This is a genomic window from Bradyrhizobium sp., assembly GCF_035935975.1.
GTDB lineage: Bacteria > Pseudomonadota > Alphaproteobacteria > Rhizobiales > Xanthobacteraceae > Bradyrhizobium.
In genome coordinates this window covers 86,968-99,759 of record NZ_DASYWN010000027.1, presented here as the reverse complement: position 1 = coordinate 99,759, position 12,792 = coordinate 86,968, and the positions used below count along the sequence as shown (strand labels likewise).

The window sequence follows — 12,792 nt, the reverse complement described above, 5'->3', positions numbered from 1 at the left end:
GAAATCGCACCGGCCACCTCTTAGGAGGTGCGCCACCAACGACGGGATGGGCGGGCTGCGGTGTTCATGGGGCGGATACTCACCATGGCACGGGGACGGCGTCAAGGGTGGGCACAGTGCCGTAGCCCGGATGGAGCGCAGCGCAATCCGGGGTTCGTGTCACAATGGGAAAGTCCCCGGATTACGCTGCGCTCCATCCGGGCTGCGCGGACCTACCCCAGATGCTTCCTGAAAAACTCCGTCGCCCGGCCCCAGGCGAGCTCGGCGGCTTCGCGGTCGTGCACGGCCTGGCGCTGCTCGTTGACGAAGGCGTGTTCGGCGTCATAGCGGAACAGCTCGAGCGACTTGCCGGCGGCCTTCATCGCCTTTTCAAAGCCGTTGACCAGCTCCGGCGTGCACCAATCGTCCTTGTTGGCGAAATGGGCCTGCAGCGGGATCTTCACGTCGGCGGGCTTGGCCGCCTGCTCCGGCGGGATGCCGTAGAACACGACGCCGGCGGTGAGCTCCGGCACATGCACCGAGCCGATGACGGTGACAGCGCCGCCGAGGCAGAAGCCTGTCAGCCCGACCTTGGCGCCGTTGCGCGACAGATATTGGGTGGCGCCGCGCACGGTCTGCGTGGTCGCGTCCATGAAGTCGAGCGAGTTCATCTCTTTACCGGCCGCATCCATATCGTGATACGGCACCACCTTGCCCTTGTAGAGATCGGGCGCCAGCGCATCGAAGCCGGCGAGCGCAAAGCGGTCGCACAGGCCCTTGATCTGGTCGGACAGGCCCCACCATTCCTGGATCACGACCACGCCCGGCGCGTTGCCGCGCGCGGCATTGGCGAGATAGCCCGAGGCATCCTTGCCGTCCGGGCGCTTGAAGGTGATGGTGGTTCCCATGGGGTCCTCCGACGAGTTTCTGGGGGAGCAGTTGGCGGTATTTTGGCCGCTGGGCGCGCGATAGGCAATCGCGCCAAACAACACACGCTCGTGTCCCGGATGCAATGCAGCGCGCCGCCCTTGCGGCGTGGTGCGTTGCTGATCCGGGACCCAGCCATGAGCATTCCCTGGGTCCCGGCTCTGCGCAGCAGCGTTGCACGCTGCAGCGCGTCCGGGACACAAGCGTCATAAACAAAAAAGCCCCCTTGCGGGGGCTTCTTCATTCTCGTTTCACCGCTCGCTCAGTGCGAGTCGGCCCAGACCTTCTTCTTGGTGAAGTACATCAGGAAGGCGAAGATGATCAGGAATACGAACACCTGGAAGCCGAGGCGCTTGCGCGCTTCCATGTGCGGTTCGGCGGTCCACATCAGGAACGTGGTGACGTCCTTGGCGTACTGCGCAACCGTGGTCGGCGAGCCGTCGTCATAGGTCACCTGGCCGTCGCTGAGCGGCTTCGGCATCTTGATGGCGTGGCCCGGGAAGTACTTGTTGTAGTACGAGCCCTCCGGGATGGTCACGCCTTCCGGCACCTTCTCCTCGAAGCCCTGCAGCACCGCTGCGACGTAGTCCGGACCCTGCTCCTGGTACTGGGTGAAGAAGTCGAAGATGAACCAGGGGAAGCCGCGCTTGTAGGAGCGCGCCTTGGTGATCAGCGACAGGTCGGGCGGTGCCGCACCGCCGTTCGCCGCACGCGCCGCCTGCTCGTTCGGGAACGGCGAGGGGAAATAGTCCGCCGCCCGGCCCGGGCGCTCGAACATGTCGCCCGCATCGTTCGGACCGTCCTTGACCTTGTAGTCGGAGGCGAACGCCGCCACCTGCGCCACGGAATAGCCGGGTCCGCCGGGATCTCCGAGATTGCGGAAGGCGATGAAGGACAGGCCGTGGCAGCTCGCGCAGACTTCCTTGTAGACCTTCAGACCGCGCTGAAGCGCGCCACGGTCGAACTTACCGAAAGGGCCCGAGAACGACCATTTGTTGGCCGGCGGCTGGTCGCTGCCTTCGGACGCGCGTGCGTCCTGCATGCTGCCGAGGAACAGCGCGCCGGCGGCGACGATCGCGACCATCACGGAAGCCACCGCTTTGCCGCCCTTGCTCAGGATCGCCTCCGAGATCGAGTTCGGAACCGGCCGCGGCGTCTCGATGCGCGAGAGCAGCGGCAGCACGATCAGGAAGTAGGCGAAGTAGCAGACCGTCAGGACGCGGCCGGCGATCACGTAGATGCCCTCCGGCGGCTGCGCGCCGAGATAGCCGAGCAGGATGCAGACCGCGACGAAGATCCAGAAGAACTGCTTGGCCAGCGGACGGTACTTCGACGACCGCGTCCGCGCGCTGTCCAGCCAGGGCAGGAACACCAGCACGATGATCGCCGAGAACATCCCGATGACGCCCGCGAGCTTGTTCGGGATCGAGCGCAGGATCGCGTAGAACGGCAGGTAATACCATTCCGGCACGATGTGCGGCGGCGTCACGCCCGGGTTCGCCGGAATGTAGTTGTCGGCGTCGCCGAGATAGTTCGGCATGTAGAAGATGAACCAGGCGTAGAGCAGCAGGAAGCAGGCGACGCCGAAGCCGTCCTTGATGGTCGCATGCGGCGTGAACGGCACCGTGTCCTTTTCCGTCTTCGGCTCGACACCGTCAGGATTGTTCTGGCCGGCGACGTGCAGCGCCCAGACGTGCAGCACGACGACGCCCGCGATCAGGAACGGCAGCAGATAGTGCAGCGAGAAGAAGCGGTTCAGCGTCGGGTTGCCGACCGAATAGCCGCCCCACAGCAGCGTCACGATGCTCTCGCCGACATAGGGAATGGCGGAGAACAAATTGGTGATGACGGTGGCGCCCCAGAAGCTCATCTGGCCCCAGGGAAGCACGTAGCCCATGAAGCCCGTCGCCATCATCAGGAGGTAGATGATGACGCCGAGGATCCAGAGCACCTCGCGCGGCTCCTTGTAGGAGCCGTAATAGAGGCCGCGCAGCATGTGGACGTAGACCGCGAAGAAGAACATCGACGCGCCGCAGGCATGCATGTTGCGCAGCAGCCAGCCGAAGTTCACGTCACGGACGATCAGCTCGACCGACTTGAAGGCGAGATCGGCATGCGGCGTGTAGTGCATCGCCAGGATCACACCGGTCAGGATCTGCATCCCCAGCATGAAGGAGAGGATGGCGCCGAAGGTCCACCAATAGTTCAGGTTACGCGGGGTGGGATAGACGACGAAGGAAGAGTGCATGAGGCCGAGGATCGGCAGGCGCCGCTCGAGCCATTGCAGGGCCGGATTACTCGGCTGGTAGTCGGATGGTCCGCTCATGATGCGATCCTGAGGAAATAATACGACGAGACGGCGCGAAGCTTCGGGCGTGGGTCCGAAGCTCAGCCGATCTGGATTTTGGTGTCGGAAACGAACTGGTACGGCGGCACCGGCAGGTTCGCGGGCGCGGGCCCCTGGCGGATGCGGCCGGACGAATCGTACTGCGAACCATGGCAGGGGCAGAAGAACCCGTCGTAATTGCCTTCATGGGCGATCGGGATGCAGCCGAGATGGGTGCAGATGCCGATCACGACCAGCCACTGCTCGTGGCCGGGCTTGACGCGGGCCTCGTCGCTCTGTGGATCGGGCAGGCTCGCCACGTTGACGGCGCGCGCCTCGTCGATCTGCTTCTTGGTGCGGTGGCTGATGTAGATCGGCTTGCCGCGCCAGAACACCTTGATGTCCTGGCCCTCGGCGACCGGGCTGAGATCGACCTCGATCGGCGCACCAGCCGCGATGGTCGACGCATCAGGATTCATTTGAGAGATGAAGGGCCAGAGCGCGGCTGCGCCCCCTACTGCTGCAGCTGCCCCCGTTGCAACGAATAAGAAATCACGGCGTGTCGGATGGTCCGCCGAAGACGCTGTCGTCACGATTCCAACCCTTTCTTCTTATGCTGCCGGTGGAACCGCTCCAGGGGCCCCCAAGGTCCCCGGAACAGTGCTGCCGGCGCCCGCGGCCCCCCGCGGCGGCAGAACTTGACTTGTCCCCGCCAAAACAAGGCGAAAACAGCAGTCCAGAATCGTTCTATTGGCACCCTTGCCGGGCGAGCGCAAGCCCGCTAACGGCGGGGAAGCGTGCAATGCACGAATTCCGCGGCCAGCGATGTTTTATTGAGACATTTCCGGCCCACAACCAAGCCGCAGCCGCCCATGCAGATCGCACTTTTCCAACCCGACATTCCCCAGAACACCGGGACGATTCTCCGCCTCTGCGCCTGCCTGGACATCGCCGCCCATATCATCGAACCGGCGGGGTTCCCGATCTCCGACCGACATTTCCGCCGGGCGGGAATGGATTACCTCGACCATGTCAGTATCGTCAGGCATGACTCCTGGACGAAATTCGAGGAGTGGCGCGCGGCACAGGGCTACCGCCTGATCCTGTTCACCACCAAGGCCGCCACCGATTACCGCGATTTTCATTACCAGACGTCGGACATCCTGCTATTCGGGCGCGAGAGCGCCGGTGTCACCGACGCGGTGGTCGAGGCCGCGGATGCGCGGCTGGTGATCCCGATCAGCCCGGGGCTGCGATCGCTCAATGTCGCCATGACCGCGGCGATGGCCGCAGGCGAAGCGCTGCGGCAGACCCGGAACCCGCAAGTTTGATATGTTGAGGAGAGATCAGTGAGCTACGCGGTCAAGGAAATCTTCCTGACCCTGCAAGGCGAAGGCGCCCATGCCGGGCGCGCGTCGGTGTTCTGCCGTTTTGCCGGCTGCAACCTCTGGAGCGGTCGCGAGGCCGACCGGCAAGATGCGACCTGCCAATTCTGCGACACGGACTTCGTCGGCACCGACGGCACGCTCGGCGGCCGCTATGCCACCGCCGCCGACCTCGCCGACACCATCGCCGCGCAATGGACCGCCTCCGCCGACAACCGCTACGCGGTGCTGACCGGCGGCGAGCCGCTGCTGCAGGTCGACGCGGACCTGATCGACGCGCTCCACGCGCGCGGCTTCGAGATCGGCGTCGAGACCAACGGCACGATCGCCGCGCCCGAGGGACTCGACTGGATCTGCGTCAGCCCCAAGGGCGGCAGCGAGCTGGTGCTGCGCCGCGGCCACGAGCTGAAGCTGGTCTACCCGCAGGCGCTCGCGGCCCCCGAAACCTTCGAGGGCCTCGCCTTCGAGCGCTTCTCGCTGCAACCGATGGACGGCCCCGAGGTCGTCCAGAACACCGCGCGCGCGATCGACTATTGCCTGCGCCATCCGCAATGGCGGCTGAGCGTGCAGACGCACAAGTCGCTCGGCATCAGATAGGATTGGTTTTCGAACAGATGTGGGAATTGACGAAATCGTTCCGCTTCGAGGCGGCGCATTCGCTGTCGGGAACGACCTTTGGTGCCGCCAGCGAAGAAATCCACGGCCACTCCTTCCGCGCCGAAGTGACGGTCCGCGGCACGCCGGACCCCAAGACCGGCATGGTGATCGATCTCGGCCTGCTCCAGCGCGGCATCGAAGAGGTGCGGCTCACGTTGGACCACAAGTACCTCAACAAGATCGAGGCGCTGGGCACGCCGACGCTGGAGAACCTGTCGCGCTTCGTCTGGGAGCGGCTACAGCATATCGGCAAGCTCACCCGCGTCAGCATCCACCGCGACAGTTGCAACGAGAGCTGCACCTATTACGGTCCGCAGACATGAGGTCTCGTAGGGTGGGCAAAGCGGAGCGTGCCCACCATTCGAGATGACGGAGAGAGATCGTGGGCACGGCGCAAGGGCGCCTTTGCCCACCCTACAGGCAGTCCGCATTGGAATGAACATGGACGTTTCGACAATCGAAGACCGCAAGGGCCGCGCCCGCACCTGGTTCGAGCATCTGCGCGACGATATCTGCGCGAGCTTCGAGCGGCTCGAGGACGATGCGCCGCAGAGCCTCTATCCGGGCGAGGCCGGCCGCTTCAAGCGCACGCCCTGGCAGCGCACCGATCACAGCGGCGCGCCGGGCGGCGGCGGCGTGATGTCGATGATGTCCGGCCGGCTGTTCGAGAAGGTCGGCGTGCACTGCTCGACCGTGCACGGTGAATTCGCGCCCGAGTTTCGCGCGCAGATTCCCGGCGCGGCGGACGACCCCAAATTCTGGGCCTCCGGCATCTCGCTGATCGCTCACTTGCGCAATCCGCACGTCCCCGCCGTGCACATGAACACGCGCTTCGTCGTCACCACGAAAGCCTGGTTCGGCGGCGGCGCCGACCTGACGCCGGTGCTCGACCGCAGGCGCACGCAGGACGACACCGACACGCTCGCCTTCCACGCCGCCATGAAGGAGGCCTGCAGCGGACCGAACGGCGTCGCCGATTACGACAAGTACAAGAAGTGGTGCGACGAATATTTCTATCTGCCGCACCGGAAAGAGGCGCGCGGCGTCGGCGGCATCTTCTACGACTGGCACGACAGCGGCGACTGGGAGGCCGACATCGCCTTCACCCAGGACGTCGGCCGCGCTTTCCTGAAGATCTATCCCGAGCTGGTCAGGCGCAATTTCGCGAGCGCCTGGACGACGGAGGATCGCGAGGAGCAGTTGATCCGGCGCGGTCGCTATGTCGAGTTCAACCTGCTCTACGACCGCGGCACGATTTTCGGACTCAAGACCGGCGGCAATGTGGACTCCATCCTGTCGTCGCTGCCGCCGGAGGTGAAATGGCCATAAGTACGATGAAGCTGAATTCGAAGCCGCTGCCGCGCGCCATGCTGATCGACATGGACGACACCATCCTGTCGGCCTATGGCCGGCCGGAGATCGCGTGGAATACGATCGCGACCGAGTTTGCCGAGGAGCTCGCGCCGCTGCCGCCGCATCAGGTCGCGACCACCGTCCTTGCCTTCGCAAAGAATTTCTGGGCCAACGCCGACGCCTCGTGGCGGCTCAGGCTCGCCGAGGCGCGGCACCTGACGGTCAAGGGCGGCTTTGCCGCGCTCGCCGCGGCCGGCCATCGCGCCCTGCCCGACGATCTCGCCATTCGGCTCGCCGACCGCTTCACCGCCTATCGCGAGGAGGAGATGTTCGTGTTCCCCGGCGCGCATGAGGCGATCGACAAGCTGAAGGCGCTCGGCATCAAGCTCGCGCTGGTGACCAACGGCGCCGCCGACATGCAGCGCGCCAAGGTCGAGCGCTTCGAGCTCGCGCACCGCTTCGATCACATCCAGATCGAGGGCGAGCACGGCTTCGGCAAGCCCGAGGAGCGCGCCTATCTGCACGCGATGGACGCGCTCGGCGTCACCGCGAAGGACACCTGGATGATCGGCGACAATCTCGAATGGGAAGTCGTGACGCCGCAGCGCCTCGGCATCTACGCGATCTGGATCGACGTGCATGGCGACGGGCTGCCCGAAGGATCGACCATCAAGCCCGACCGCATCATCCGCTCGCTGACCGAACTCGTGCCGGACCATCGGTAACGCGTGTCGGGAAGCTCGCCCGCGGCCATCCTTCGAGACGCCCGCCTCCGGCGGCCCCTCAGGATGAGGTCGCGTTTTGCGGCGAGATCGGCGTAACGGGGCACAAAAACAAAAACTTCGAAAACAACCCCATGCACAGTAGACGGCTGCTGCAGAATCAAGGACTTACGGATTTAGCGAAATCGCTTGCTCCGTCGGGCAAAACAGGAGCATGATGGCATGGTCGCCAAACGTGCGATGGCCAAGCCTTTAACGTCAAGCGCACCCGTTCGCTCGGCGAATTGACGCTGCGATTTCCGACAGCCCTCCTGCCCAACTCAACGTGAAATACTTCACAAGCCGCAATCTCGCGTTGCGGTACCCTCGCTCCATGGGGCGTGGAGTGAGTTGGAGGCAACGATGGAGCAGGACACCCCGAAAGACACAGCGCGCACGCAACCTGCGGCCGACGCCCCCGGCGTGTGGCAGAGGATTCAGTCCTGGGACAGCCGCCTGTCGGTCACCAAGGGATTGACGGCCGTCACCCTGCTGACCGGCTTCCTCGGCGGATACTTCCAGTATCTGAACTCCTACGAGCAGAAGGTCGGCGAGCAGGCCAAGGCCGACATGCAGAAGGCGACAGACGCCTTCCTCGAAATCTCCAACGCCTTCGCCGACGTGCAGATGCAGCAGGAGATCATGCTGCGCGAGCAGTCCGGGCCGCTGAAGGCGCAAGCGAGTCCCGCCTTTATCCCGGTGGACGCCAAGACGCCCGAGCCGCTCCTGGAGTATTGGAAGGCACGCACGGCCTTGCGGCGCAACGGCGCCATCTTCGCGCGCAAGGCGGAGATCTACATCGACTGGCCCAGCGACATTTACCGCGATGCCGCAGCCGAGCACACGCTCGACCAGGATCCCCTGACGGCATCTCTGCTCACGAAGTACAATTTCGATTGCGACTCCGAAGCCAATCTTCCGCAGTTCAAGGGCGCTATCTATTCCGGCGGCGATCCCGGGCGCCCCAGCGAAGAGCTCTGCACCGACCCGACGGCCAACGGCCTGAAGGCCTATGTCGAGCTCTGCGCGAGGACGCCGACCGGGGCGATCGATCCGTTGCAGAAGGTCGTCGCCGTCAACTGGTGGAGCGCCAAGCACCACGTCCTGGTGATGCACCATTGCTTCGAGGCACTGCGCGGCCAGCCGAACGCGGTGGCATCGAGCGCCGATGTCCCCAGCAAGCCGGCCACCACCAAGCCGCCGATCACCAGCGAGCAGAGGCTACAGCTTCAGGCCCGCCGGCTCGATGCGTTCATGACGCTGACCATGGCGCAGCTCGACCGCATCAGGGTGCGATACCGGCCGACCGGCTTCGTCTGCCATGTTCCGGTGGTGCGCGACGCCGTCGGCTATTTCAGCAACGAGTGCCTGCCGATACAGCCGGTCAAGAACGAGCGCAGCTAAGATCGGCGCCCGCAAGGCCGCGATGAAAACGCCCCGCGCCGCACGCCTGGCTGGCGTGATCGGCGTGTCATGACCGCCTGCTAGCCTCTCCGCCGCGTCGATCAACTCGAAAGGACAATCCATGGAATTGAAAGCCGGCGATGTCGTGATGCTGAAATCCGGCGGCCAGCCGCTGACCGTTGCGGAAGTGAAGGACGACGATGTGCTCTGCCTCTGGATGGGCATGGAAGGCGATCTGTTCCGCGAGACGCTCCCGCTGGCCACCCTCGTGCAGGTGGAAGAAGACCCCGACGAGGAAGAGGACGACGAAGACGAGGATGAGGACGAAGACGAGGACGACGAGTAGGCCCGCCCAGGTTCCTGGGCGACTGCCGACACAGCACCTCCTGAATTTGCAGTAGCCTGTCCGCCGGCAAGTCGCCGAACTCAAGCGATCAAAAACATCCGCGTCGCGTCAGAGCGCCCCGGTTCGACCGAAGAAGAGCGTCAGGATCAAGCTCTCGAGCTCCGTTCCGATTGCATCGGAACGGAGCAATCCGCTGAGGTCGGTCTTCGGTCAAAGGCAAACATTCGTAATGCCGCACTGCGGGGCGAAAATCCCAGCTAAGGGCCGGATTTGGCATTTCGGCTCGCGACTGGATCCGAGGCCTCCACGGGCTGGTCCTCCCAGTCTTCCCACTCCACGTTGTTGGTTTCGAGATAGCGGGAGACGGCGACGCCGATGGTCGGGAAGAAGTAGTGCTCGCCGAGCTGCGCGAACAGGCCAAATCTCTTCAGTTTGTCCTTCACGGGGTCCTTGAGCTCGGCGAAGCAGAGCTCGATACCCTGCGCGTGCAGCGTCTGGTCCAGTTCGGCCACCACGTCGCAAGCGGTGACATCCACGCTCGTCACCGGCTCTGCGGTGACAACCAGCCAGCGCACCGGCGTCGGTGACGTCGCGACGGCATCCAGGATGCGTTCCCTGAAGAACTCGGCGTTGGCGAAAAACAACGGCGCATCCCAGCGGAACAGGACGAGCCCGGGGATCCGTCGTGCATCCGGATATCGCGTGATGTCGTGGTAACCCTTCACGCCGTAGGCGCGCCCCAATATGGCCGAGTGGGGGCGCCAACCATCCCACAGGAATTCGATGATCGCGAGGACGATCGCAAGACCTATCCCCTGGATCACCCCGAGCACGGCGACACCGACGAAACAGACGATCGCCAACCAGAATTCCCACCGCTGGATGCGATAGATCCGCTTGAGGTCGGCAATTTCGAACAAGCCAAGAGCTGACGCAATGACGACGGCGGCCAATGCAGCGGTCGGCAAATGTTGAAGCAGACCTGGCGCGACCAGCAAAAGCAAGGCGATGGCAAGCGCACCGATGACGCTGGTGAGTTGCGTGCGCGCACCGGCGGCTTCGGCGACGGGCGTCCGCGAACTGCTGCTGCTGATCGGGAAGCCCTGGAAAAATCCGGTCGCCAGATTGGCGGCACCGAGCCCGACCATCTCCTGGTTGGGATCGACCCGATCTCCCAATCGCGCGGCATAGGCTCGTGAAAGCACGCTCGTATCGGCGAACGAAACCATCGCGACCGCGCAGCCGCCGAGCACCACGGGGACGATGTCGCTGGCGGTCATCCACGGGATGACGAAGCCCGGCAGCCCCTGAGGAAGAGGGCCCAACACCTTGACGCCATGCAGCGTTCCAAGATCCAACGCCCCGACGATGACCGTGGCACCGACGACCGCAATCAGGATGCCCGGCAGCTTGCTGTTCCTGAGAAGCAGGATCACGATCAAGGTGGCAAACCCGATCGCAAACGCGACCCAGTTGATCTCTCCCGCAAGGATCGCACTGACGATCGCCCACAGGCTCCGCAACGGCCCTTCGGTGTCGATGGAAAAGCCGAGCAGCTTCGGCAACTGGCTGATCAATACCGTCAGCGCGATGCCGTTCATGTAACCATAGCGGATCGGCTTGGAGAGAAGCTCGGTGACGAAGCCGAGACGCGCGACGCCTGCCAGGATGCAAACCGTCCCCGAGACGATGGCCATCATGCCGGCGAGCGTTACGGCGCGCATGGGATCGCCCTGTGCCAGCGGCGCAATCACGCCCAGAAGGATTCCCGCCAGCGCCGAGTCCGGTCCGAGGACGAGAATGCGGCTTGGGCCGAACAACGCGTAGGCCAGCAGCGGCACAATCGTTGCGTAAAGGCCGTAGATGCCAGGCAAGCCCGATGCGACAGCATAGGCAATGCCGACCGGGACCAGCATTGTCGCAAGGACGAGACCGGCAAAGATATCGTGCGGGAGCCAGGCTGCCTCATAGCGGCGGAGTGTCTCGAGTCCCGGCAGCCAGTGCATCATCAGCCATCACTCCCGCAGGCGACGTTGCATCTGCTGTGCGGTTCGCCACGCGGCTCTGCTGTGCCGCAGCAGGGCCTCATTGATCCGAAAGCGATGAGTTCAGCAATCGCCTGGAAGGCCATTGATCAAGATCAATACTTGCGCGCATGGCCCCTTGAAGGGCCGGCTCAACCTGTTGCAGGGCGAGTGATCGCGCGCTCCAAACAGACACGGCGATGGCGGGCGCATCAAGCGCGTCGCCACCGCCATTCCTGCTCGGCACGGACTACCGTCGCGCAGCTTGGCGAACCGTCAGGCCGACTTGCGAAGCGGTCGCCTCAATGGTTGCTGCCTCGCCGCGCGACCGGCGGCGGCGATCGCCTCCATCTCGTCGACGAGGCCGGACCGATCGATATCGGCCTTGATGGCCTCGCCGATGAGACGGGCCGACTTTCTGAATTGCGGCTCTGCAATCAACCGGTTCACCGCCGCGGCAATCTCCGCTGCGGAGGCGGTTGGCTGCAGTTGAAGCCCGGCTCCCTTCGCCACGATGCGCGCGGCGTTGGCGGCCTGGTCCCGCCCCATCGGCAGAATAAGCTGCGGTAGCCCGTTAATGAGCGAACGCGTGGTCGTTCCGTGGCCGCCTTGCGATATCACCACGGAGACATCCTTCATGACGAGGTCATGAGGCGCGCCCCGGATCAGGTGCACATTGTTCGGCGCCTTGAGATCGGCGACGTCCAGATTGGGACCGGCCGTTGCGAGGGCATCGATCTCCACCGCCTCCATCGCGTCGATGATGCGCTGAAACATGTCGCGCTGGCCTTGCGCGCCCGTGCTGCATGCGATCAGCGCGCGAGGACGATCCGATCGTGCCGGCCATGGCGTTCGCCACGCCTCCGCCTGCAGGGATCTGGACCAGTTCGGGACATCGAGCAGCGGTCCGACATAGCGGAGATTGTCGGGCAGCGTATCCGCCTGGAAGTCGAATGCCTGGCTGGTCGCGAGCAAAAGCCGGTTGGCACGATCGAACAGGTCGAAGACATCTGCCAGCAGCGGGAGACCGAGATCGGCACGAACGCGGTTGAGATCCGGCAGGAACGCATTGGTCGTTTCGGCCTGCGTCGCATTGGCGGCGTCGACTTCGGCGCGCTCTGCAGCCGTTCTCGGTTGGCTCAATGCGGTGGTGACAGGCGGCATTCCCGGCAGCGGCCGAAGGCTGACATGAGGGGACAGGAGCGCGAACGGCACGCCGGATGCCTCCGCGCCGAGCGCGCCGCCGAAAAGCGCGTCAAGCACGAGAACGGCATCCGTCGGCGTACGGCCGATCTCATCCAGGATATCGGCCGCATAGAGCGCGGCAGGATCGAAGAGGGCCCGGCGCAGGAAGTCCTGGATGTCCGAAACATCGACCGGATCCGCAGCCGTTCCGGTCGGGGCGTGGCGCCATGTGACGAAGGCAAAGCCGGAGGCCTCGACCTCGGAGCGCATCGCCGGATCCGCCATCACCCGGACGCGGTGTCCATTTCGATGCAGCCTCCGCGCCGCGGTGAGCATCGGGCTGAGATTCCCGAGGGTTCCCCACGAGGCCAGCAGAAAATCGTACGACATCATCGAGCCTTTCCGTCACGCTGGTGAATGGACTTGCCATCCATCCCAGGCAACG

At 64.4% G+C, this 12,792-nt stretch carries 12 protein-coding genes; 7 read left to right on the top strand and 5 right to left on the bottom strand.

What is annotated here, in order from left to right; translation table 11 throughout:
• Window positions 1-212: 212 nt before the first annotated feature.
• From VGR99_RS15175 to petA, 3 genes are all read right to left on the bottom strand, one after another.
• Window positions 213-887 (bottom strand): dienelactone hydrolase family protein, encoded by a 675-nt coding sequence (locus tag VGR99_RS15175; protein ID WP_326899283.1) that lies wholly within the window; start codon window positions 885-887, stop codon window positions 213-215.
• A 281-nt stretch (window positions 888-1,168) separates the two neighbouring features.
• Window positions 1,169-3,232, bottom strand: coding sequence for a cytochrome b/c1 (gene fbcH / locus VGR99_RS15170; protein ID WP_326899282.1), 2,064 nt, complete (start codon window positions 3,230-3,232; stop codon window positions 1,169-1,171).
• A 62-nt stretch (window positions 3,233-3,294) separates the two neighbouring features.
• On the bottom strand, window positions 3,295-3,825 hold the full coding sequence (gene petA / locus VGR99_RS15165; protein WP_254116871.1) for a ubiquinol-cytochrome c reductase iron-sulfur subunit: 531 nt from the start codon (window positions 3,823-3,825) through the stop codon (window positions 3,295-3,297).
• A gap of 279 nt (window positions 3,826-4,104) precedes the next feature.
• Between petA and VGR99_RS15160 the strand changes: the two genes are divergently transcribed.
• The 7 genes from VGR99_RS15160 (at window position 4,105) to VGR99_RS15130 (ending at window position 9,138) form a co-directional block, all read left to right on the top strand.
• Entirely contained in the window at window positions 4,105-4,563 is a 459-nt protein-coding gene (locus VGR99_RS15160) for a tRNA (cytidine(34)-2'-O)-methyltransferase (RefSeq protein ID WP_326899280.1), read from the top strand.
• Between the two features lie 18 nt (window positions 4,564-4,581).
• Window positions 4,582-5,214, top strand: a complete 633-nt coding sequence (gene queE, locus VGR99_RS15155; protein WP_326899279.1) for a 7-carboxy-7-deazaguanine synthase — start codon at window positions 4,582-4,584, stop codon at window positions 5,212-5,214.
• Window positions 5,215-5,231: 17 nt separating this feature from the next.
• Window positions 5,232-5,597, top strand: coding sequence for a 6-carboxytetrahydropterin synthase (locus VGR99_RS15150; RefSeq protein WP_326899309.1), 366 nt, complete (start codon window positions 5,232-5,234; stop codon window positions 5,595-5,597).
• A gap of 118 nt (window positions 5,598-5,715) precedes the next feature.
• Window positions 5,716-6,603 carry an oxygen-dependent coproporphyrinogen oxidase gene (hemF, locus tag VGR99_RS15145; RefSeq protein ID WP_326899278.1) on the top strand — a complete coding sequence of 296 codons (888 nt, stop codon included), beginning with the start codon at window positions 5,716-5,718 and terminating at the stop codon, window positions 6,601-6,603.
• Window positions 6,594-7,352, top strand: coding sequence for an HAD family hydrolase (locus tag VGR99_RS15140; RefSeq protein WP_326899277.1), 759 nt, complete (start codon window positions 6,594-6,596; stop codon window positions 7,350-7,352). Before hemF ends, VGR99_RS15140 begins: the two co-directional genes overlap by 10 nt.
• A gap of 399 nt (window positions 7,353-7,751) precedes the next feature.
• Window positions 7,752-8,792, top strand: coding sequence for a hypothetical protein (locus VGR99_RS15135; protein WP_326899276.1), 1,041 nt, complete (start codon window positions 7,752-7,754; stop codon window positions 8,790-8,792).
• A 121-nt stretch (window positions 8,793-8,913) separates the two neighbouring features.
• Window positions 8,914-9,138, top strand: a complete 225-nt coding sequence (locus tag VGR99_RS15130; RefSeq protein ID WP_326899275.1) for a YodC family protein — start codon at window positions 8,914-8,916, stop codon at window positions 9,136-9,138.
• A gap of 257 nt (window positions 9,139-9,395) precedes the next feature.
• On the opposite strand, the gene VGR99_RS15125 is transcribed toward VGR99_RS15130, so the two are convergent.
• Window positions 9,396-11,147 (bottom strand): SulP family inorganic anion transporter, encoded by a 1,752-nt coding sequence (locus VGR99_RS15125; RefSeq protein WP_326899274.1) that lies wholly within the window; start codon window positions 11,145-11,147, stop codon window positions 9,396-9,398.
• Between the two features lie 291 nt (window positions 11,148-11,438).
• Window positions 11,439-12,740: a glycosyltransferase gene (locus VGR99_RS15120; protein WP_326899273.1), complete on the bottom strand. Its 1,302-nt coding sequence runs from the start codon at window positions 12,738-12,740 to the stop codon at window positions 11,439-11,441.
• Window positions 12,741-12,792 lie beyond the last annotated feature (52 nt).

Bases quoted from the DNA above. Each gene is read 5' to 3' on its own strand.
- VGR99_RS15175 (WP_326899283.1), bottom strand. From the start codon at position 887: ATGGGAACCACCATCACCTTCAAGCGCCCGGACGGCAAGGATGCCTCG.
- fbcH (WP_326899282.1), bottom strand. From the start codon at position 3,232: ATGAGCGGACCATCCGACTACCAGCCGAGTAATCCGGCCCTGCAATGG.
- VGR99_RS15160 (WP_326899280.1), top strand. From the start codon at position 4,105: ATGCAGATCGCACTTTTCCAACCCGACATTCCCCAGAACACCGGGACG.
- VGR99_RS15150 (WP_326899309.1), top strand. From the start codon at position 5,232: ATGTGGGAATTGACGAAATCGTTCCGCTTCGAGGCGGCGCATTCGCTG.
- hemF (WP_326899278.1), top strand. From the start codon at position 5,716: ATGGACGTTTCGACAATCGAAGACCGCAAGGGCCGCGCCCGCACCTGG.
- VGR99_RS15140 (WP_326899277.1), top strand. From the start codon at position 6,594: ATGGCCATAAGTACGATGAAGCTGAATTCGAAGCCGCTGCCGCGCGCC.
- VGR99_RS15135 (WP_326899276.1), top strand. From the start codon at position 7,752: ATGGAGCAGGACACCCCGAAAGACACAGCGCGCACGCAACCTGCGGCC.
- VGR99_RS15130 (WP_326899275.1), top strand. From the start codon at position 8,914: ATGGAATTGAAAGCCGGCGATGTCGTGATGCTGAAATCCGGCGGCCAG.
- VGR99_RS15125 (WP_326899274.1), bottom strand. From the start codon at position 11,147: ATGATGCACTGGCTGCCGGGACTCGAGACACTCCGCCGCTATGAGGCA.
- VGR99_RS15120 (WP_326899273.1), bottom strand. From the start codon at position 12,740: ATGATGTCGTACGATTTTCTGCTGGCCTCGTGGGGAACCCTCGGGAAT.